Here is a 19,816-nt window from a genome sequence, read left to right as displayed (position 1 = left end):
CGGGGAGGGGTTTTCAAAAGGCGGCCAGAAACGTTTTCAGGGGTGAATCGTACGTGAGGCAGGAGATGCGGAGTCCCACGGACGAAGAGCTCATGGAACGCTTCTGTGACGGTGACCAGGCAGCCTTCGAGGCGCTCTTCGCCCGGCATGCCGGACGCGTGCAGGGCTTCCTGGCGCGGATGGTGCGGGATGGGCCGCTCGCGGAGGATCTGCTGCAGACGACCTTCCTGTCCGTCATCCGGGCCCGGGGCCGGTACGAGTTGGGTACCCGTGTCGCTCCCTGGCTGCTGACGATCGCCGCGAACGCGGCGCGGGATGCGCTGCGCCGCCGCCAGCATGTGGAGGCGTACTCGCGGGAGAGCGATCCCACGCCCTCGTCCGTCCAGCCGGGAGTGGGAGATCCCGGGATGCGCCGGCGGCTGGAGGACGCGCTGCAACAGCTGCACCCGGACCAGCGCGAGGCGGTCCTCCTGAGCAAGGTCGAGGGCTGGTCGTTCGAGGAGATCGCCTCGATGCGAGGCATCAGCGTGGGGGCGGCCCGGGTCCGGGCACACCGGGGCTACGAGAAGCTCCGGGAGTTGCTGGGTGGACTGGAGGAGGCCTGATGCGACCCTCCCTCGATGCATTGCTCGCGGAGGAGCTCCGCACCGATGGCGCGGTCATGGAGCGGACGCTGTCCGCCGCGCGCGAGGAGCTGGCCCAGCGCCGTCCGGTGCGGCGTTGGCGCACGCAGGCCACGTGGGTGTTCACGGCGTCGGCGGGCCTGACGGCCGTGGTGGCCGGGGTGCTGCTCGTGCTGGGGCGGACGTCCGGTGCCGTCCTGCTGGGCCGCGCGCCGCTCCTGGCGTTGCTGTGGGCCACCAGCGCGGTGTGTACCTGGGGGGCGATCTCTCCGCGCGGGCGCAAGCTCGAGCCCTGGGGCGTGATGATGGCCGTGGCCAGCGCGGCGGCGCTCGTCTTCACGCGGGGCCCGGCCTCGGGGGAGACGACCCTGCCGGAGTGGGTCTGCACGATCAGTCATATCGGAGTGGGACTCGTCCCGCTCGTCGTCGCGGTGGCCGTCTTGCGAGGCACCGCCTTCCGTCCCTTGCGTGCCCTCGTGGCGGGCCTGTCCGTGGGCACCACGGGCGCCTTCCTGGGGGAGCTCGCGTGCACCCTGAGCTGGCAGCACGTCGTGGGCTACCACCTGTCCGCCTGGGCGATCGTCGCCGTCGTGACGCTCGCCGTCTCCATGTCCCTCAAGCCCCGGTCCTTCGCGCCATGATCCAGGATGCCTCTCTCATCATTTTCGAGGACGTGGAAGGCGCTCCCGTGCGTATGGGTGAACGGGTGAAGATCATCAGCCACTCGGCGGATGACTCCGTGAACCAGCGCTTCCTCGGCCACACCGGTGTCGTGGTGGGGCTGGTGTTCGATGATCCGGACCTCCAGTTCCCGCATGATCCGCTCATCCAGGTGCGCGTGGACGACGTCGGCGAGGATCTGTTCTTCCCGGAGGAGCTCGAGCTGGGACCGGAGTGGGCGCGGCGGCAGCTCGCCGGATTGAGGCAGTCGGTGCGGGAGGCGGAGCGGCGCGGCCTGGAGCGGATGACCTGAGCGCGTGTTGAACTGGAACTTCACTCCCCCAGCCAGTAGAGGCCGCGCCGGGTGCGTAGCACCTGCTCCAGGAACTCCGAGAACGAGCTAGCGACTGGCCCGCAGTATTTCGGGTTGGGCCACGCCTCATGGTAGCCATCCGTCAGGGGATGACGGCCATTCTCCTGGCGGGCCACGTCCACCAACACGTAGTTGCCGTCCTGCACATCGCAGATGGCGTAGGCCGAGGCCGGGCCCCACTTGTCGTCATCCTCACCGTAGATGGCCACCCGCGCCCGGACAATCTGAGAGAGGGGGAGTATCTGGTAAGGCGAGTCAGGTAGCCGTTCGATCAACTCGGCGCCGTTGCAATGCAGATAGAAGGCACGCATGTCCGGGTCCAACTTCCACCCCACTCGCCGCTCGAACTCCTCGATCTCCTCGGGTGTGGCTGGGGGATAGGGGAAGTGCTCGCGGGAAATCTCTTCGAGCAAGCTGCTCATGGGGGGGGCCATCGTCAGTTGTCCGTGTAGGGATGACCTGAGCGCGTGTTGAACTGGAACGAGTGAGCAGAGACGGCCTTGCTCAGTGCGTACGGTGGTTCACCGGAACGAGTTCACGATGTAGAGCCCCGCACTGGAGAATTCGAGAATGGCCGTTCCCGGCTTGGACTCGGGTTTCTTCCTGAGTTGACCGCGTGCGAGCCGAGCCACGGCGCAAATCGGAATCGGCTCTTCATCCGGTGGATGCACCTCGTAATACCGGATGACGACCTGTTGGCCACCTGTCCAGACCCGTCCATAGAGACGGGTGACTGCCGGAAGCGTCCCGAGGGGGCTGTTCAACATGCTCTCCACGGGACCGTCGTACAGCGTGATGGGGCTAGCGTCGGTCTGGTTCACGTCCAGTTCGACATCGGAAGAGTCCCCAACGCTCAAGCCAAGACGCCGCATGGTTTCGAGCGCCTTTTCCGGGCACGCTTCCGGTCCGGGGCTGCCGTCCGGGCGAAGGGATACGCCCCCAGTCGTCGCGCAACTGGAGGACACGCAAAGCAGCAGGACAGAAGCAGGAAGCAGTAAGCGCACGGGAGCCATGAGAGGGCGGGGTCTACTAACGCAGTAGCTGTCGATCCAGATGAACCCATGCCTGCCGCAAACCGTCTCCTTGTCGGAAGAGTTCTAGAACGAGCCGGTCGGGGCCAGTCTTCGAGTCAAAGGCGCTCGCGTCCAGGACGACGGCGATCTGCCCACTCTGCCCACCAGGCCCCCAATACTCCTGGGAGGCACGCAGCGCGAACGGTCGTTCCTCTCGTCCATCATCCGTGAGCAAGCGGGCCTCCATCAGACTCCAAGGCTCGGTCGGGCTGTTGTTCTTCACCTTGAAGACCACCGCCGCTTTATCCCGGTTCCTACTGGCCAGCACGGAGACGCGGAACTCCACACCCGAAGGGCTCTTGAATAGCGCCGCGTACCGCTCCCGAAACGGCGTCTCTTTCGTGGCCCCTTTCGCCAGGAGCCCAGCGAGAGCGTGATTGACTGAGTCCTCTTTGCGATAACGCTCGACTTCCTCCTTGAGCTGCCCCTCCCTCCGCAGCGAATCGTATAGGGACGCAAGCACTGCTTTCGGGGCCTCGCGGTCACGGAACACGTTGACCTGTTGATCGCCCGTCCGGTCGTCGGTGGTCTTCTGCTGCGATGTCACGGTGAAGGGCAGTTCCGTTCCATCCGCGAGCGTTACCAGCAGCATGAGCCGGTCTTCGGGCTCAAGATCACGGAGGGGCTCAATAAGCACCCGTTTCCCGACACACTCCACAGGCTCGAAGCGACCTTCCCAGGCCAGCATCTTGGTTCGCGCTGAATCGCAGGGTTGCTCCAAGCGGAGGACGGTCACGATACCGCCGACGACGTACACGTCATGTGCCTCTCGGTTCGTATGGTCCGAGAGGTAGATGTTCCGCTCGTTGGGCTCGCGTTCCTTGGCCCCGGCCACGCACGCCACGAGGACGAGAAGCAGGGTTGACCGGCGAAGTAGGAGATTCCACATAGCGCGACCCAACTTATCAGAACGGGTCGAGGGTGACCAGCCGAGCGCACCCTGTCTCGTGCTGATGTTCCCTGTCCGATGGAGGGCATCCCGACAGGTAGACACGGTTGACGATCTACAAAGCAGGGGGGGAAGGAGTTAGGGCCCCCGTAAAGGAGGGGAAAGAAACGTTATTGAAGTAGCAGAGGGATGATGGCGCATTCCTTCAAGTTCCCCGCCAGAGGCCCTAGTGCGTTCATAGGGCATTACCCCGAGTCCCTGACCGGCCTGCACCCTTCTTCCCTTCTTTTTGGGGTGGGCATGGTGAGGCCGGTTCTTGTTTCCCAGGAGATGCATTGAAGGGCTCCCTGGGGAGCACCGGAGGGGAGCCGCTAGAGCCCGCGCACGGGGCATAGGAGAAAGGGTGCACGGGAAGACTCCCAGGAGCCCTGGGAAATGCGACCCGCTACCGTCGCATTCACCAGGGCTCAATGGCCCTGTCTGCCGAGTCGTTGACTCAGAGGGTTTGGCATGAACTTTAGAGAGTCGCCTTTTTCCTAAGGAGGCGACACGTGAAGAAAACCCCCAAGAAGAAGACCCCCAGCAGGAACCTGCGGCCCGTCGTGATGCTGATTGTTGCGGTGCTCGCGGGCGGAATGGTGGTCCGTTTCGATTGGAATAACCTGCGGTTCGAGCTTCAAGTCGGCAGGATCGCCTAAGCCAGCCGAAGTAAGTCCGTTCAGGGGTCTGTCCGCAGCTCGAAAGCAGGAGGGACCCCTCCGGGCACGGTCTCGCCAGACTTGTCCAACAGTTGGACAAGTTCGTGAAGAGAGCGCCCGGAAGGCGGACTCACTCACCCCTGAAAGGACTTTGTTCCGATGGCTTAGCGCAAGAGCGCGGGATAGCAGGGCGGGGGCGGGGGGCCTACTCACAGGAGAGTAGAGCCTCCACCGTCCCCACTCCCACAAAAGCCTTGAGGAGCCTCCAGGAGCCCCGGAAGAATCGAGCCGCTACCTCGACCCCCGAGGTCCCGAAAGAGGCCCACCGGGGCACTTGGGACGGAGGACCAGAATGAAGCCCAAAGGGCCAGCCAGAGGCCCTGGAGGGCATCTGCGAAGAACAGTCGGGGAGGTGGTTGGCGGGCCGGTCTTTTTCAGTATCTGGGTCCTCACGGCTCGACCTTGACCCTGGCGGTGCACACGCTCTGAGGCGGCGTCCGTTCAGCGCTCCCGCTGAAGCAACCGTTCCGCCATCTGCCGGGATGTGAGGATGTCGAACGGCACCTGCTTGTGCCCGGCGAGCGCGAGCACCCGCTTGTCCTTGCTCACCAGCCAGGACGCGCCCACGCGCGCGGCGAGGACGAGGAACTTCTGGTCATCCCGATCGCGGCAGCGGGGGAGGGGAGGCGGTGGCGCGCCAGGGTCCCCGGGCGCCATGCGCACGAGGCGCTGATAGCGCTCATGGAGCTCCCGCCGGGCCGCCTCGTCCAGGGCGAAGGAGGGATAGGCGAGCACGAGCTCCAGCTCCTTCAGCGTCTCCGCGTCCGCCCAGGCGGTGAGCTCGCCCGCCGACAGTGCCTGCGCCAGGGGCCGCACGTGGGGGTCATCGAACACCAGCAGATCCAACACCACGTTGGTGTCGAGGACCACGGGCAGCGGCGTGGAGGCGGACGGGGTGGACATGATCAATGCCAGGAGACGCCGGACGTGGGCCGTTCTCCCGTGATGGTCTTCATCCAGGTGAGCAGCGAGTCCGCGTCCGAGGGCAGCTCATCCGGCCAGATGCGCACGGAGCCATCCTGACCCGTGGAGACGAGGCTCCTGCCATCCGGGAAGAACTCCACCGAGCCCACCTGCCCGGTGTGACCGCGCAGCGCCCGGCCCTCGCCGGTGGCCAGGTCCCACAGCCACACCGTCTTGTCGAGCCCCGCGGCCGCCACCCGCGTCCCATCGGGCGAGAAGGCGATGTCGCGGATCTCCCCATGCGGGCCGTTCAGCGGCGGGCCCTGGAGCTGGCCCGTCCATGGATTCCAGAGCATCAATCGCCCGTCCTTCTCGCTCCGGCTGGCCACGAGCTCTCCCGTCGGGGAGTAGATGACTTCCAGGACGCCCGCGCCGCTCGCGTGCGCGCGCACGCTCTGGCCGGTGCGCGGATTCCAGAAGCGCAAGGAGTGATCCATGGCACCGCTGACGAGGTGCTGCCCATCCGGGGAGAAGGCCACGGAGCGCACGGCATCCGTGTGGCCCTCCAGGACCAGGAAGTCTCCCGAGGCCATGTCCCACAGGCGCACCGTCTTGTCCGAGCTCGCGGAGGCGAGCCGTGTGCCATCCGGAGAGAAGGCGAGCTGTGCCACCCGTTTGCCGTGACCGCCGAGCAACCGGCTTCTTCCGGAGGCGAGCTCCCACATGCGCACGTCGCCGCGCTCGTCCGCCGTGGCGAGCCACCGGCCATCGCCGGAGAAGGTCAGGGTGTGGAGCCGGGTCTGGTGGCCCTCGAGGACGCGCTCTCCGCGGCCGGTGGAGGCCTCCCACAGGTGGAGCCGGCCATCGGGCGTGCTGGCGGCCAGCCACCGGCCATCCGGGGAGAAGCCCATGGCGCTCGAGTTGAAGTCAGGCCGCTCCAGGAGGACCGCGCCCGAGGCCGCGTCGAGGAGATGGAGCGAGCCGTTCGAGGACAGGGTGGCCAGCCGCCTGCCATCGGTGGAGAGCCGCAGGGACACCCGCGTCGTGCGCACGCTCGAGAGGATGTGGTGGCTCTCCGCCTCCACCGGGAAGAGGCGCACCGTGCCATCGGCACTGGCCACGGCCAGGCGCCGGCCGTCGGGGGAGAACAGGACGGGGTTCGTCTGTTCCCGGGCGCCGCGCAGGAGGCGGACCTCGCGTGTGGAGAGGTCCCAGAGCCGGGCGATGCGGTCGGCACTTCCGGAGGCCAGGAAGCGGCCATCCGGAGAGGCGGACAGGCTGATGACCCGTCCCTCGTGGCCCTGCAACTCCGTCACCTGTCCGGTGGTGATGTCCCGGAGACTCACGTTTCCATCCATCCTGCCGATCGCCAGGGTCGTGCCGCCGGGGATGACGATGAGCGCCGTGATGCTCTCCGGCTTGTCCGCGAGGAGCCGCACCTTTCCGCGCACCGGCTCCCAGACGTGGAGCTCTCCCAGGCTGCTGCCCATGAAGAGTCTGCCATCCGGAGCGAACGCGCATGCCCAGACGATCCCCGCGTCCTTCATGAGCTGGAAGGTGCCGCGCGCCACGTTGCCGAGCGCCGATTCAGAGGCCAGCATCCGGTAGCCACGCAGGAAGACATGTTCCCCATCCGGCGAGGGGAGGATGTCCTCGATTCCCACGACGCCCGTGTGGAACGTCCGCGCCGCGCCCGTGCCCAGGTCCCACATGTGGAGCACGTCGTCCTTGCGGCTCGCGGCGAGCAGACAGTTGTTCCTACAGCCGAGGACCACCGCGGAGACCGGACCGGACAGGGTCGCGAACACCTTGCCCTCGCCCGTCTCCAGGTTCCACTCGCGCAGCGTCCCGTCCTTGCCGCTGGCGATGATGCGGCGGCCATCCGGGAGGAGTTGCAACCGCCAGACCTCATCGACGTGCCCCGGGAGGACCCGGCTCCTGCCCGTCTCCAGGTTCCAGACGCGCACCGAGTGATCATCGCTGCTGGAGACGAGGTACCTGCCGTCGCTCGTGAAGGCGGTGTCGTTGATGGCCTGCGTGTGGCCGCTCAGCACGGGAGCGAACCCCTGGGCCCGTGCATCGGCGGCGATGGTCCGCACCGCGGTCCAACGGTCGAAGCCGGCGGAGAGCTGCTGGAGCCAGGTCAGGGCCTGGTTGGGATCCTTGCCCACGGCGTCACGGGCCTGCATCAGCAGGAGCTGATCGGCCTGGGTCTGCGCCTTCTGTTGGGCCGCGTGGGCGAGGTCTCTCTCGGCTCGAACCCGGAGGAAGCTCAACACGCCCACGGTGGCCAGCAGCAGCAGGGCCACCCCCGTGACCATCACCGCGGCCTGGTAGCGGCGCATGAAGCGGCGCAGCAGCTCCGTCCGCGAGTAGCGGTACGCCCCGACGATCTGTCCCGTCTGGAAGCGCCGCAGATCCTCCGCCAGCTCGCGCGCGGTGGCGTAGCGCGCGGCGGAGTCTCGTGCCATGGCCTTGGTCACGATGGCCAGCAGATCCACCGGGATGTGCTTCTGGCGCTGCGAGAGCGGCGGCGGAGGGCCGCCCACCACGCGTTGCAGCACCTGCTCCGAGGTCTTTCCCTCGTAGGGACGGGTTCCGGCCAGCAGGTGGTAGAGGATGGCGCCCAGCGCGTAGACGTCGGCGCGCTCGTCCACGGAGTGCCCCGCGGCCTGCTCCGGCGGCATGTACGCCGGAGTTCCCATCACCGTGCCCACCCGCGTGAGTCCACTGTCCACGGCGGAGGCGGCGGGAGCCGGGTCCCCACCGGATTCGGCACCATGCTCGCGCGAGAGATCCTTGGCCAGACCCCAGTCGATGACGACCGTCTCGCCGAACTCCCCCACCAGCACGTTGGCCGGCTTGAGGTCGCGGTGGATGATGTGCTCGGAGTGCGCGTACGCCATGGCCTCGGCCACCGCGAGCACGTGTGGCAGCAGCGCCAGCCGCTCCTCGAGTGTCTTGCGCTCGGAGATGACGTCCGCCAGCGAGCGGCCGGACACCAGCTTCATGGCGTAGAAGGGTTCACCGCCCGGCCAGCGTCCCGCCTCGTACACGGGCACGATGGAGGGGTGTTGCAGGCGCGCGGTGACGAGCGCCTCGGCCACGAAGCGGGGCTCGGCCTCGCGGGCCGGCGCGAGCATCTCCTTGATGGCCACGGGCCGATCCAGTTGCACGTCCCTGGCGCGGAGGATGCGGCCGATGCCGCCACGGGCCAGCTCTCCGGCGACGGTGTAGCGGGACGGCTCCACCACCGGCAGCGTCCTGCCCGTGGCGCTCGCCTTGCCCTCTGGCGGGGAGGAGAGCACGGTGGTGCTGCTCCCGGCCTCGGCCGCCACGGGCCCGCCGCCGGGCTGCATGGTGTAGGTGCTGTCGGTGCCGGGAGTGTCCTGCGCGTCGATGGATCCGCCTGCCTCGGTCGGCCTGGCTCCGCTCATGGATACCCACCAGTCTACGGCAAGAGGCCCGCTGTCGGCTTCACCCGGCCAGAAGGCGCCTGCTCTCCCGCCTGCTGACGACCATATCCGAATGGACGCGGAGGCCTGCTCCCACGTTGCGCGGCTCGGCGGATGTGGCCGAAGCTCCCAGGAACCGGCTTGGACGGGGGGGAAGATGATCCAGGGTCCATGGGCATGGTTCGTCGCACGGTTGGATGGCTTTCTCTCGGAGTCCTTGCTCCGGGCATCTCCGCTCGAGCTCGGCCGTGCCCGGCTGCTGGCGGGCGTCTGCCTGGGTCTGCTCGTCTGCGATGCGCTGATCCTGGCCCTGATGCTGCGGAGCCCGGGCCCATGGAGCATCATCCTGGTGGGAGTGGTGTGCGCGGTGGCTTTCGGCGGCGCGCTGATGCTGTTGCGCCGCGCGTCCTCGACCCGGCCCCTGGCGCTGCTGCTGTGCTCGCTGGTGACGGCGGGGACGATCAACAGCGGCCTCCAGCTGGGGAGCCTGGAGGTGGCCACGCACGCCTCGGTGATGCTCGTCCCGGTGCTGTCGGTCTATCTGTTGGGGTGGCGCCTGGGCCTGTTCTTCTCCGCGCTCGCCAGCGTGAACGTGGGGCTCGTCTTCCCGCTGTACACCTGGGGCTCGCTGACGGCGCCCGGCCAGGCGCTGTGCTTCTTCGCGGCCCTCTACGTGCTGTGTGCCTGGGCGGTGGGCTGGCTCTTCATCTCCGCCAGGGACGAGGCACAAGGGCGGGTGGAGTGGACGCTGCGGACCCTGCGCGAGAGCGAGGACACGCTGGCCAGCATCATCGAGAGCACGGATGATCTGGTGATCTCCCTGGATGCGCGGGGGCGCGTGGCCACCTCCAACGACGCGGCGAGGCAGCTCTGCCACCTCGTGATGGGGAGGGAGCTGCACCCGGGGGAGCCCGCCTTCATCGACTTCCCACCCGAGGAGCGGGCCCGTTGGCTCGGATTCGTGTCCCGGGCGCTCCAGGGACAGCGCGTGCGCGAGGAGCTGCATCTGCCATTGAAGGATCGGGCGCTCACGGTGGAGATGACCATCAGCCCCGTGAGAGGGGAGGGGGCGCGCGTGGTGGGGACGACGCTCTTCGGGCGCGACATCACCACGCGCAAGGAGGCGGAGCGCCGGTTGAGCGAGATGCACCGCAACCTGTTGGAGGTCTCGCGCCAGGCGGGCATGGCGGAGGTCGCCACGGAAGTGCTGCACAACGTGGGCAACGCGCTCAACAGCGTGAACGTCTCGGTGGGAGTGGTGAAGGAGCGGCTGCGAGGCCTTCACGTGTCGGGAGTGAGCCGGGCGGCGGAGCTGCTGGACGCGCACGCGGCGGACCCGGGCGCCTTCCTCACCGTGGATCCCCGGGGGCGGCGGTTCCCGGCCTACCTGAAGGAGCTGGCCAGCAAGCTCACGGAGGAGCGCGAGCGCGCGCTGACGGAGATGCACCTGCTGTCGGAAAGCGTGGAGCACATCGATGCCGTGGTGCGCATGCAGCAGCGGCACGCGCGCTCCTTGGGGATGGAGGAGCGGCTGCCGGTGCCGGAGCTCCTCGACGACGCGCTGCGCCTGCACGCCCTCTTCTTCGAGCGGGAGGGCATCCAGCTGCGGCGCGAGTACGCCCCGGTGCCACCGGTGTGGGTGGACCGGCACAAGCTGCTGCGGATCCTGTTCAACCTCGTGAGCAACGCGCGGCAGGCGTTGTTGGAGAGCGGGCGCCCGGACAAGCAGCTCACGCTGCGCCTGGGGCAGGGGACGGCCGGGCGGCTGCGCGTCGAGGTGTCCGACAACGGAGTGGGAATCGCCCCGGAAAGCCTGCCACGCCTCTTCTCCCAGGGATTCACCACGAAGAAGGACGGGCACGGCTTCGGGTTGCACCTCAGCGCCCTGGCCGCCGCGGAGATGCACGGCACGCTTTCCTGCACCAGCGCTGGCGTGGGCCAGGGCGCCACCTTCATCCTCGAGCTGCCTGGCGGGAGCGAGCCACTGGCCGGGGAGTCCGGTGAGGACCGGCCAGGGCTCGGGACGAGGCATTCCCCGGTGGGGACGTGAGGCGTCCGCGTTACTGCGTGTCGGCGGGCATCACCTTGATGCGCTCACCCTCGGCGCCCTCGGCCTTGGTGGCGTTGGAGGAGCGCTGCGAGTCCGTGGGCGTGCCGATCGCGAAGGTCGCCACCCGCGACAGCTGGGCGCCCTTGAACTCACCGGACACGGAGACGGCCAGGTGCGAGCGGCCGGCGCCCGGCGTGAAGAGCACGTCATAGGTGGCGGTGGTGTCCCGCGGGAAGTTGACGTTGTGGGCGAGCGTCGGCCGGCCGATGACCACCAGTCCATCGAGGCCACGCGCTTCCACCCGCACGCCGGTGGCCGGGGCGTCGAAGCGGACCGTGATACGGGCGGACGAGGAGTCCTCGAACTGCACGTTCACCACCACCGGGGCTTGCATCTTTCCCTGCACGGCGGGCTCCGAATCGGTGGTCGAGGAGGGAGTGGACTTCGACGAGGAGGAACAGGCCGCCAGGGCCAGCAGCGCGAAGAGGCCCGGGAGGACGGCGAAGGTCTTGCGGTTCATGTGTGCTCCTGAATTCTTGGGCGGGGGTGGGGCCCTGTCACGGGCTCTTGATGGAGATGGCGACGTTGTAGCCGCCCGCGCTTTCCCTGAAGCCGGTCAACACCACCACGTACTTCGAGTTCTGCTGGGTGGTGAAGCTGGCGGTTTCCGTGCCGACGAGGAGCTCATCCGCCTGGCCCACCACCTCGCCCCGCTGGTAGACGGTGATCGCCACGTCATCGGCCGGGGCGGAGGCCGAGACGGTCACGCGGGAGCCATTCCCCGTGAACACGTAATACTGGTTCTGCTGCCACTTGTTGTACTCGTAGCCACCCTCGAACTCGATGTTGTTGCTGTACGGGAGCGTACGCGCCTCGGCGTACATGTTGCGCATCTTCGTGTCCCCGTCGCCCCACTCGGTGGTGATGGCGCCCATCTGGTAGCGGGCGAGCAGGGTGTTCACATCGGTCGCGTTCACGCCCGGCTGCGCCTTGAGCGCGGTGACGAACGAGGCGATGGTCGTCATCGAGTCCGTTGCCTTCTGCGCCCCCACCAGCACGTCGTAGATGGTGCCGAGCCCCGCCGCGACCCTGTCGTACGACTCCACCGTGCCGGAGTCGAAGATGTCGTAGAGGAGCCGGTGCACGCTCGTCTCCGAGAACACCCCGGGCGTGGGATCATCGGTGTCCAGCGGCTCGTTCTCCGCGTCGATGCCGAAGGAGGCCAGCGTTCCTTCTGCTCCGGCCCAGACGGTGTCCACGTACAGGGGCTCGGGCAGGAGCATGGCCGCGAGGGCGTTTCCGTAGCCCTCGCCAAAGGCGATGCGCGGATCCAACACGTCACCCCGGCCGTGCGGGCCTCCGGGGCTGTCCGAGCGCGACAGGTTGCCCTCGAAGTAGTGACCCCACTCGTGGACGATGACGTGGGCGTCGAACTCGTCGGTGTCCGCGCCCTCCTTGCCGAGGATGTAGATCTCGTTCTCCGTGGGCGAGAAGTGCGAGGTGCTGATGAAGCCGGCCGACTTGTCGCCACCCTGGGGAACGTTGTCCGGGCTCCAGTTCACCTTGAGCGCGGGGAAGGTGACCGTGCGGACCGCCATGAACGCCTTGGAGGCGGTGTACATGGAGTCGAGCACGGCGAAGGGAGCCGCCGTGCGGCGGGCCGCGTCATAGGCCGTTCCCGTCCAGCCGTGGCCCGCGTGCAGGTCCAGCGTGCTGTCGGTGGTGGGCAGCGTGCTGGTGCCGATGGCCCAGATGGCGTTTCCGTCCGTGTTGTCCTCGACCTGGATCTGCGGGTTGCTCGTCTTCGCGAGCACCTCGAGCGAGGTCGAGCCCTTGAGACTCCGCAGGAAGGAGAGCTGGTACTTGCCCTGCTCGTCGGTGTTCGTCGTGGCGAGGACCTTCGTTCCCTGGCGCACCTGGACGACGGCGTTGCGGACGGGCTTCTTGACGGCCGCGGCGAAGTCGAGCGGAGCCCTGTTGCGCGCATAGGTCGCCGGGACGAAGTCGTAGGTCACCGTGCCGTTGAGGGTCACCTGGGTGCCACCGCCCCCACCGCCACCGCCGCCTCCACCGCCGGGACACCCCGCCGCCAGGGCGAGGAGCATGGCGAGTGGTGGGACACGCCCGATCCGGCGTGACAATGCGCTGCTGAACAGGTGCATGCTGTTTCCCCCGCTGCCTTTCACGGCAACCAGTCTGGGCCCGGTTTCCTGTGTGGCTGTCAGGAATGAGACGGACGCGTTGAGCCTCGGGGCGTACCACCGTCTCTCACCGGAGCGCAAGCCGGGGGCCGGTGGGGACGTACCCGGGTGCGCCAATGACAATCATTCTTGCCATTTGACTGTTCCTTCCTTGCTCTCCGAGGAAGTGAGTTGTGCAGCACAGAAAGCCCGCCTCGTCCTGGAGCGCGAGTTGTCGTGTTGGAGCGAGTGCACAGAGTACGGCACCCCTCTCACTCATTCCTCAGACAGGAAGGTGGACCCATGCGTCGGTACTGGACCGGTGTGTCTTCACTGCTATGCATCAGCGCCCTGACCGCGGCGGGCGCCCCGCTCACGGCCGCTGCCTCTTCCGAGGCGGAACCGGCTTCCTGCCGCCCTGTCACCATGGTCAAGCCCATCGCCTCGGGCGGTGCCGGCTCCTTCCCGGACTACGACGTGCAGCCGCCCATGGTGCTGGGCAGGACGGCCTTCTTCGCCGCCAATGATGGGACGAGCGGTCTGGAGTTGTGGAAGAGCCGTGGCGGAGAGCTCGACACGGAGCGCGTGGCGGATGTCTTCCCGGGCGCGACGGGCTCGGAGCCGAAGTCGCTGACCGTGGCGGGCAACTCGCTCTTCTTCTCCGCCAAGGGCGATGGTGTGGGCCGCGAGCTGTGGAAGACGGATGGGACGCCCGAGGGCACCGTGCTCGTCAAGGATCTCCGTCCCGGGCCCGAGGACTCCGGCATCACGGCGCTGACGGCGCTGGGTGACACGCTCTTCTTCATCGCCGATGACGGCGTGCACGGCCAGGAGCTGTGGAAGAGCGATGGCACGCCGGAGGGCACGGTGCTGGTCGAGGATCTCGTCCCCGGCACCGGAAGCTCGGGAATCAGCTCGCTGGCCGTGTTCCGGGACGTCATCTACTTCGCGGCGGATGGTGGCCCCCGCGAGGTCGAGCTGTGGAAGAGCGATGGCACGCCGGAGGGCACCGAGCGTGTCGCCGTCGTCCGGGTCATCGAGAGTGATCCGAGCGAGGAGCTCATCCGCGGCCTGACGGTGGCGGGTGACACGATCTACTTCTTCGCCGGGTCGGACTACGCGAAGCAGTGGGATCTCTGGAAGAGCGACGGCTCGGGTCCGGGAACGGTGCGGGTCAGCACCCTGAGCCGCGGCCCCGAGGACTATGCCGCCGGCCCCGTGACGCTGACGCCCACGGGTGGACAGGTCTTCTTCGTGTCGGGGGCGGGTGGCTCCCTGTGGCGAAGCGATGGCTCCTCTGGCGGGACGTTCGTGATCAAGGAGTCCAGCGACGCCCGCTTCCTGACGCACCTGAATGGCCAGCTGCTCTTCACCGCCTGGGACGACGACAGCGGGTTCGAGCTGTGGCGGAGCAATGGCACGGTGGCGGGCACGGTGCTGGTGGAGGACATCCGTCCCGGACGCGACAGCGCGGCGCCGTTCTGGCTGACGGTGGTGGACGGCAAGGTGATGTTCAGCGCGGAGACCGCCGAGGAGGGCCGTGAGCTCTGGTCCACGGATGGCACCCGGGAGGGGACGCAGCTGCTGCATGACATCGTTCCGGGGCCTGGCTCCTCGGAGCCCTCCTGGCTCACCCCGGTGGGCCCGCGCGTCTTCTTCATCACCGACGATGGCACCGATGGTGCCGAGCCGTGGGTGCTGAACGACTGCACGCCGCCGGAGCTGGCCTGCCCGTCTGCCATGGTCGTGGAGGCGCAGGGGCCGTCGGGCGCGCCCGCCTCGTATGCGCTCGCCACGGCGAACGACAACAAGCCCGGGCTTCCGGACATCAGCTACAGCAAGCTGTCCGGCAGTGACTTCCCCATCGGCGACACCCAGGTCTTCGTCACGGCGTCCGACGAGTCCGGCAACAAGTCCACCTGCTCCTTCCAGGTGAAGGTACGCGACACCATGGCGCCCGGGCTCGTCTGCCCGCGCAACATGGAGGTCTGGCGGCAGTTCCGCTACGGCGCCAAGGTGGCCTTCCAGGCGAATGCCTCCGACTCGGTCTCCAAGCCGTCCATCACCTACGAGCCCGCGCCCGGCAGTGACTTCGTGGTGGGCCGCACCCAGGTGCGCGTCACCGCCTCGGATGCTTCCGGCAACGTCTCACGCTGCTCGTTCGAGGTGAAGGTGCGGCGGGACTACGATCCCCAGACCGAAAGCGGTTGCGGCTGCGGCGCGTCCTCGCCTGGCGTGCTCTCCGGCTGGGCGCTGCTGACGGCCGTGTCCATGCTGGCCCGGCGCCGCCGCAAGTAACGCCTGGAAACACGAGGGCCCGGTCTCCTCTCGGATACCGGGCCCCGTGAACCACCGTTGGATGGCGCGGACTACTTGATCAGCTTGTCCAGCGGCTTCGCCTCGGTGGTGGCCTTGTCCTTGGTCCAGTCGATGACGGGCGTCTGCCACGACATGCCCGTCTCGCCCGGCTCGGGATCCAGCTTCTCGAACTCGAAGCCGTCACCGCCGAAGTAGAGGTACTCGACCGTGGCGATCTTGTACTCCTTCTTCGGATCCAGCGGCTTGCCCTTGGCGTCCTTGAACTTGCCCTTGCCGGACGGCGTGAAGCCCGAGAACACCGCCTCCGGGTTGGCCAGCTGCTGCGCCAGGTCCGCGCCCTTCACCTCCACCATCATCACCGAGTTCTCGAAGGGCAGCACCGAGTACACGCTGCCCTTGGTCACCTTGCCCGCGGGCAGGCCCTCGCGGAAGCCCTTGCGGTTGAGCACCACGGCGTCCGCGCCGGTCTGCTCCCGGAGGGCCGTGGTCACCCAGCTGGTCAGCTGCTTGGAGTCCTTCGCGAAGGCCTTCTTGGTGAAGCCAATCTCCTCGCCCAGGGCCTGATCCAGCTTGGCCTTGAAGTCGGCGATCGCCTTCGCGGTGTCGGCGTCCGCGGCCGGGGCGCCCTCGCCACCGGTCACGCTCACCTCCGTCACCTCCACGCCCGTCACCTGCTCACCCTCGGGCTTGGAGCCGTCGAAGGTGTAGGCGGCGCGCAGGTACTTGTCGAAGCCACGGCCCAGCGACACGTAGGTGGTGTTGCCCTCCTTCGTGTTCACCGGCTGCGCGCAGCGGCCACCGGCCACCAGCGACACCTTCCACTCGGGGTGCTTGCCCACCACGGCCTGCAGATCACTGGCGCACTCGTCCGCGAGCACCACCACCGTGTCCGCGCCGGACTTCTGGGCCTCGCCCACCGCCTCCGTCAGCGCCTGCTCGTCGGGGATGACCTCGAGGCCCTCGGCGCGCCCGGCCATGGCCGTGGACACCGTCTTGGGCGACGTCAGGCCCACCACGCCGATCTTCAGGCCCTGGCGCTCGAACACCTTGAAGCCCGGCAGATCCCAGTCCTTGGCCAGCGCCGCGTCCTTCACCTTCAGGTTGGCCGCCAGGAAGGGGAAGCCACCGGCCCGCAGGTTCTTCTGGAACTGCTCGCGCCCATAGTCCAGCTCGTGGTTGCCCAGGGCGGAGGCGGCGAAGCCCATGCGGCCCATCACCGTGGACGTCGTCTCCCCGTAGAAGAAGGAGGAGATGGCCGGCCCGTTCCACGCATCGCCGATGGCCAGCGCCAGCGTCGAGGCGTCCTGACAGGGGGCCTGGCCATCCTTGAGCTGGCCGGCACAGTGCTTCTCCTTGGCGGCCCACCAGCCGAGCAGCTCCGCGGCGCCGGTGGCCGGCTGCTCGCCCTCGGCGGGGGTGGTGGACAGCAGCTGCCCGTTGGGGCTGCCGGTGACGAGCACGGTCACCGTGGTGGGCTTGGGGGTGGGCTTGGCCGCGGGCGCCTGGGCCGGCGGGGCGGCCGGAGGCGGGGGCGGGGTTTCCTTCTCGCAGCCGGTGAGCGCGCCCAGGAGGGCGAAGGCGACCACACCGGAAGCACGGCGCCACGGGCTCACTCCACCCGCCGCCGGCCTGGTAACGGACTCTCGAGGCATTGAGGACTCCGAATTCGTTGGCGATACGACCGCGCGAATACCACACCTCCCCCCCGGGGTCGTCAAAAAGGGCACCCCCGCGCGCCCGGGCCGGTCGTGCTAGCGTTCCGGGTGTGTTGACCCGCGAGAAGGATGCCCCGCCTCTTCCTGAGGAAGCGCGGGGTGGGGGGAGCCCAGGACCCGGACCGGCCACTGCTCGCGAGCGGTGGCTCTGGGAGGTGTGGGCGGACGTGCGTGAGGGCGCCGGACACTTCCCACAACGGAGTGTTGCGCTGCCAGTGAACCGGCTGGCGGAACTCGTCCACGGAATGTGCCTGCCGTTCCACCTGCTGCGCGACCTGTGGGCGGACCGGGCGCTGCGGCGGTACTACCTGAAGGTGGGCGTGAGCCAGGCGATCGTCGTCCTGGGGCTGGCGGTGCTGTTCACGGGCTCGGGCAAGGAGGCCGTGGAGACGGTGGGGCCCGGTGAATGGTCGGAGCAGCATCAGGAGGAGGTGGCGCGCGAGCTGGAGGAGGCGCGGGCCGAGCTGGAGGAGGCCGAGGCCGGAATGGAGAAGCTGCGCAAGCTCCAGAAGGCCGCGGAGGGCACGGGGATGCTCGCCAGGATGGCGGGAGCGGACGAGGAGAAGGTGCGCGCCGCGGTGGAACAGGCCCTGAAGGAGGCCCAGGCGGCCGAGGATCGCCGGCGGGCGGCGAGGGACGCCGCGGAAGCCAAGAGAGAGCAGGCCGAGGAGTTGGAGGGGAAGCACACGGTGCGCCGGGTCGTCTATTGGGCGGCGCTGTTCTCCATGCTGCAGATCGCTCAGTGGATCGTCATCGCCCTGTCGCGCGACTTCCACACGGTGCTCGAGCGCGAGGCGAGCCTGCGCACCGGACTGGTGCCGGAGGACGAGCCGCTCACCCCGCGTGTCTGGCTCAACCTGCCGTGGGTGCGGACCAAGATGAGGCGCCGCTGGCGGGGCCTGGTGTTGTTCGTCCTCGGGGCTCCCGTGTTGTGGCTGGCCACGCGGTGGGTGCCCTGGCGTGACGAGGTCCTCGCCACGCTGATGTCCCTGTGGGGCGCCTGGTGGTTCGTGGTCTTCACCGCGGGCAAGAGCTCCCAGGCCTGGAAGGAGGAGACCGCGGGCGAGCCCTGGTTCCTGCGCGTCTGGAACGGGCTCACCTCACGCGTTCCGGTGCTGAGCACCTACGGCTCGGTGTGGACGAACCAGACGCGCGAGGTGTTCTCCCCGGCCGCCACCGTGGAGCGGCGGCCCTGGGGCCTGATGGGGCTCGCGGTAGTGCGGGCGCTGTCGTCGCTGCCGCTGGTGAGGTGTTTCCTGCGCCCCTTCATCCCCGTGGCCGCGGCCCATCTCATCGCCAGAGCTGCTCCAGCAGCGCCGGAGGGACTCCCTTCGACTGGAGGAACTCCCGGGTGAAGGCGGGGTTCACGAACCAGGGGAAGAGGGCCCTGGGATCGTACAGCCCGTCGATCAACGCTCCGGCCACCGCGGGCACGTGGTGCGCCGAGGCGAGGACCGCCTGCTGGTGGGGCGCGGGCGGCAGGAGCAGGCCGGCCGTCACGCCCATGGCGTACTGGCCATAGCCGGTCCAGAAGTCATCGAAGGTCCGCTGCATCCACTCCGCGGTGAAGGGACGCCCGGCGTGCTCGCGGATGCGGGTCCGGTAGAAGTCCGCCATGTAGGTCGCGTTGTTGCCGCCCTGCGCGGCCAGCGGATCATGCAGCAGGATGGCGTCACCCAGGCCGAGTACGGCCCGGCCCGAGGGCAGACGGCCCACCGGGTGACGGACGGTGGGCGTGAGGGTGCCGCGAAGCCAGCACTGCTCGCTGGGGAGCTCCGCCTCCCGCAGATCCTCGAGCTGTCCGGGGAGCAACCTGGAGAGGGTCTGCTTGCACTCCTCCAGCAGCTCGCGGCCCGGCGGCGTGCGTGGAAGGAAGTCGAGCGGTCCACCCGGGATGCCCTCGATGAGGAGGATGCGTCCCTTGAACTGGTCCCGGCTGTAGAACGGGGTGTTGACCACCTCGCCGATTCCCGGCAGGACCCGGATGGTGCCGCTGCGGAGCTCGGGGCGGAAGTTCTTCAAGAGGAAGCAGGTGATGTGGCGCTGGGGCCTGTCGAAGGGGCTGCGCTGGGGATCCCTCGAGAACAGGGTGGAGATGGAGCCCTTGCCGGTGGCGATCAGCACGAGGTCGAAGCCGGCGGTGTGTGCGTCGAGCTCCTCCGGGTTCGCCAGGGGGACGACGCGAAGGGCCGCGCCGCGGCGTTCCAGCTCCCGCATCCAGGTGGAGTTCTTCAGCCGCTGATCGACGCCCCGATGCGGCCTCGGGACGGGCGGAGCGATGTGCAGCCCGGTGCCACCGTCCGGGTTGATCAGCTCGAGGATGGCGCCTTCTCCCCGCGTCATCACGTCTTCCCAGAAGGTGAGCCCCAGCGCGGCTTCCTTCTTCACCGCGTCCTCGAAGAGCCCCATGCCCGAGGGGAGCCGGCCATTCAGGATCGCATCGGGCGTCTGGTCCGAGAACAGGGTGACGTCGTGTCCATCCTCGAGCAGGCCGAAGCCGAGGAAGAGCCCCGCCTGGCCCGCGCCAACGATTGCGATGTTCGCCATGTGGAGATCATACATGCGTGCCCGTGCCCTGGAGGGCAGGGGGGTTGTTGTCCGGATGGCGCGGCCTATTTCCTTCCAGACACCGGCAAGCGCATGGGTTTGCGAGCGTGCCCCTGGAGCCGAAGAATAGGCGCTCCTGTGGACGGATCTGCGCGACGGGGGGCCGATGGGGCGCGTCCTGTTACTGGCCGCGATGTTGTGTATGAGCGCATGCGCGTGGGGCCCCGGCATGTCCATGGACGAGGGGGCCTTCCGGAAGCGCTACGCCGGG

The 19,816-nt window shown here is 68.3% G+C and carries 16 protein-coding genes; 7 read left to right on the top strand and 9 right to left on the bottom strand.

Going from position 1 to position 19,816, the window contains the following annotated elements:
- Nucleotides 1-65: 65 nt before the first annotated feature.
- Genes BO221_RS22830 through BO221_RS22820 form a run of 3 tightly spaced genes read left to right on the top strand, consistent with a single transcriptional unit; the run spans nt 66 to nt 1,596 of the window.
- A complete protein-coding gene (locus tag BO221_RS22830; RefSeq protein ID WP_073562595.1) occupies nt 66-605 on the top strand; it encodes an RNA polymerase sigma factor in 540 nt (179 codons plus the stop codon).
- Complete coding sequence (locus BO221_RS22825) at nt 605-1,264, top strand: DUF1109 family protein (protein ID WP_073562594.1); 660 nt, start codon at nt 605-607, stop codon at nt 1,262-1,264. The genes BO221_RS22830 and BO221_RS22825 overlap by 1 nt, the downstream gene beginning before the upstream one ends.
- The gene (locus BO221_RS22820) at nt 1,261-1,596 is read left to right on the top strand and encodes a Carotenogenesis protein CarS (RefSeq protein WP_073562593.1); all 336 of its coding nucleotides are present in this window, start codon (nt 1,261-1,263) and stop codon (nt 1,594-1,596) included. The genes BO221_RS22825 and BO221_RS22820 overlap by 4 nt, the downstream gene beginning before the upstream one ends.
- Nucleotides 1,597-1,616: 20 nt before the next feature.
- Here BO221_RS22820 and BO221_RS22815 read toward each other — a convergent pair whose 3' ends face one another.
- The 3 genes from BO221_RS22815 to BO221_RS22805 all read right to left on the bottom strand — a co-directional run bounded on the left by BO221_RS22815 (nt 1,617) and on the right by BO221_RS22805 (nt 3,564).
- Nucleotides 1,617-2,090 carry an SMI1/KNR4 family protein gene (locus BO221_RS22815; RefSeq protein ID WP_073562592.1) on the bottom strand — a complete coding sequence of 158 codons (474 nt, stop codon included), beginning with the start codon at nt 2,088-2,090 and terminating at the stop codon, nt 1,617-1,619.
- A gap of 87 nt (nt 2,091-2,177) precedes the next feature.
- The gene (locus BO221_RS22810; protein ID WP_073562591.1) at nt 2,178-2,669 is read right to left on the bottom strand and encodes a serine/threonine protein kinase; all 492 of its coding nucleotides are present in this window, start codon (nt 2,667-2,669) and stop codon (nt 2,178-2,180) included.
- 16 nt (nt 2,670-2,685) lie between these two features.
- Complete coding sequence (locus BO221_RS22805) at nt 2,686-3,564, bottom strand: DUF2381 family protein (RefSeq protein WP_158079896.1); 879 nt, start codon at nt 3,562-3,564, stop codon at nt 2,686-2,688.
- A 605-nt stretch (nt 3,565-4,169) separates the two neighbouring features.
- Here BO221_RS22805 and BO221_RS54920 point away from each other — a divergent pair.
- A complete protein-coding gene (locus BO221_RS54920) occupies nt 4,170-4,316 on the top strand; it encodes a hypothetical protein (RefSeq protein ID WP_158079895.1) in 147 nt (48 codons plus the stop codon).
- Nucleotides 4,317-4,817: 501 nt separating this feature from the next.
- On the opposite strand, the gene BO221_RS22800 is transcribed toward BO221_RS54920, so the two are convergent.
- Both BO221_RS22800 and BO221_RS22795 read right to left on the bottom strand, forming a co-directional pair.
- The gene (locus BO221_RS22800; protein ID WP_073562589.1) at nt 4,818-5,279 is read right to left on the bottom strand and encodes a putative toxin-antitoxin system toxin component, PIN family; all 462 of its coding nucleotides are present in this window, start codon (nt 5,277-5,279) and stop codon (nt 4,818-4,820) included.
- Between the two features lie 2 nt (nt 5,280-5,281).
- A complete protein-coding gene (locus tag BO221_RS22795; protein WP_073562588.1) occupies nt 5,282-8,716 on the bottom strand; it encodes a WD40 repeat domain-containing serine/threonine protein kinase in 3,435 nt (1,144 codons plus the stop codon).
- 175 nt (nt 8,717-8,891) lie between these two features.
- Here BO221_RS22795 and BO221_RS22790 point away from each other — a divergent pair, with 175 nt between their 5' ends.
- Nucleotides 8,892-10,784, top strand: coding sequence for a nitrogen regulation protein NR(II) (locus BO221_RS22790; protein ID WP_083681281.1), 1,893 nt, complete (start codon nt 8,892-8,894; stop codon nt 10,782-10,784).
- Nucleotides 10,785-10,794: 10 nt separating this feature from the next.
- On the opposite strand, the gene BO221_RS22785 is transcribed toward BO221_RS22790, so the two are convergent.
- Both BO221_RS22785 and BO221_RS22780 read right to left on the bottom strand, forming a co-directional pair.
- The gene (locus tag BO221_RS22785) at nt 10,795-11,304 is read right to left on the bottom strand and encodes a hypothetical protein (RefSeq protein WP_073562587.1); all 510 of its coding nucleotides are present in this window, start codon (nt 11,302-11,304) and stop codon (nt 10,795-10,797) included.
- 37 nt (nt 11,305-11,341) lie between these two features.
- A complete protein-coding gene (locus BO221_RS22780; protein ID WP_073562586.1) occupies nt 11,342-12,946 on the bottom strand; it encodes a hypothetical protein in 1,605 nt (534 codons plus the stop codon).
- A gap of 321 nt (nt 12,947-13,267) precedes the next feature.
- Here BO221_RS22780 and BO221_RS22775 point away from each other — a divergent pair, with 321 nt between their 5' ends.
- A complete protein-coding gene (locus BO221_RS22775; protein WP_083681280.1) occupies nt 13,268-15,262 on the top strand; it encodes an ELWxxDGT repeat protein in 1,995 nt (664 codons plus the stop codon).
- A gap of 71 nt (nt 15,263-15,333) precedes the next feature.
- Here BO221_RS22775 and BO221_RS22770 read toward each other — a convergent pair whose 3' ends face one another.
- Nucleotides 15,334-16,935 carry a bifunctional UDP-sugar hydrolase/5'-nucleotidase gene (locus tag BO221_RS22770; RefSeq protein WP_073562584.1) on the bottom strand — a complete coding sequence of 534 codons (1,602 nt, stop codon included), beginning with the start codon at nt 16,933-16,935 and terminating at the stop codon, nt 15,334-15,336.
- Nucleotides 16,936-17,243: 308 nt separating this feature from the next.
- Here BO221_RS22770 and BO221_RS22765 point away from each other — a divergent pair, with 308 nt between their 5' ends.
- Nucleotides 17,244-18,353 (top strand): hypothetical protein, encoded by a 1,110-nt coding sequence (locus BO221_RS22765; RefSeq protein WP_143195621.1) that lies wholly within the window; start codon nt 17,244-17,246, stop codon nt 18,351-18,353.
- Here the strand turns inward: BO221_RS22765 and BO221_RS22760 are convergent.
- Nucleotides 18,289-19,545, bottom strand: a complete 1,257-nt coding sequence (locus tag BO221_RS22760; RefSeq protein ID WP_073562833.1) for a styrene monooxygenase/indole monooxygenase family protein — start codon at nt 19,543-19,545, stop codon at nt 18,289-18,291. The two genes, BO221_RS22765 and BO221_RS22760, sit on opposite strands and share 65 nt — an antisense overlap.
- Nucleotides 19,546-19,816 lie beyond the last annotated feature (271 nt).

The organism is Archangium sp. Cb G35, from assembly GCF_001896145.1.
Lineage (GTDB): Bacteria > Myxococcota > Myxococcia > Myxococcales > Myxococcaceae > Archangium > Archangium violaceum.
The sequence above is the reverse complement of the archived record's forward strand: the minus strand, read 5'-3'. Positions and strand labels throughout refer to the sequence as shown.

Bases quoted from the DNA above. Each gene is read 5' to 3' on its own strand.
- BO221_RS22790 (WP_083681281.1), top strand. From the start codon at position 8,892: ATGATCCAGGGTCCATGGGCATGGTTCGTCGCACGGTTGGATGGCTTT.
- BO221_RS22820 (WP_073562593.1), top strand. From the start codon at position 1,261: ATGATCCAGGATGCCTCTCTCATCATTTTCGAGGACGTGGAAGGCGCT.
- BO221_RS22810 (WP_073562591.1), bottom strand. From the start codon at position 2,669: ATGGCTCCCGTGCGCTTACTGCTTCCTGCTTCTGTCCTGCTGCTTTGC.
- BO221_RS22800 (WP_073562589.1), bottom strand. From the start codon at position 5,279: ATGTCCACCCCGTCCGCCTCCACGCCGCTGCCCGTGGTCCTCGACACC.
- BO221_RS22795 (WP_073562588.1), bottom strand. From the start codon at position 8,716: ATGAGCGGAGCCAGGCCGACCGAGGCAGGCGGATCCATCGACGCGCAG.
- BO221_RS22825 (WP_073562594.1), top strand. From the start codon at position 605: ATGCGACCCTCCCTCGATGCATTGCTCGCGGAGGAGCTCCGCACCGAT.
- BO221_RS22775 (WP_083681280.1), top strand. From the start codon at position 13,268: ATGCGTCGGTACTGGACCGGTGTGTCTTCACTGCTATGCATCAGCGCC.
- BO221_RS22770 (WP_073562584.1), bottom strand. From the start codon at position 16,935: ATGCCTCGAGAGTCCGTTACCAGGCCGGCGGCGGGTGGAGTGAGCCCG.
- BO221_RS22830 (WP_073562595.1), top strand. From the start codon at position 66: ATGCGGAGTCCCACGGACGAAGAGCTCATGGAACGCTTCTGTGACGGT.
- BO221_RS22815 (WP_073562592.1), bottom strand. From the start codon at position 2,090: ATGGCCCCCCCCATGAGCAGCTTGCTCGAAGAGATTTCCCGCGAGCAC.
- BO221_RS22765 (WP_143195621.1), top strand. From the start codon at position 17,244: ATGTGCCTGCCGTTCCACCTGCTGCGCGACCTGTGGGCGGACCGGGCG.
- BO221_RS22785 (WP_073562587.1), bottom strand. From the start codon at position 11,304: ATGAACCGCAAGACCTTCGCCGTCCTCCCGGGCCTCTTCGCGCTGCTG.
- BO221_RS22780 (WP_073562586.1), bottom strand. From the start codon at position 12,946: ATGCACCTGTTCAGCAGCGCATTGTCACGCCGGATCGGGCGTGTCCCA.
- BO221_RS22760 (WP_073562833.1), bottom strand. From the start codon at position 19,545: ATGGCGAACATCGCAATCGTTGGCGCGGGCCAGGCGGGGCTCTTCCTC.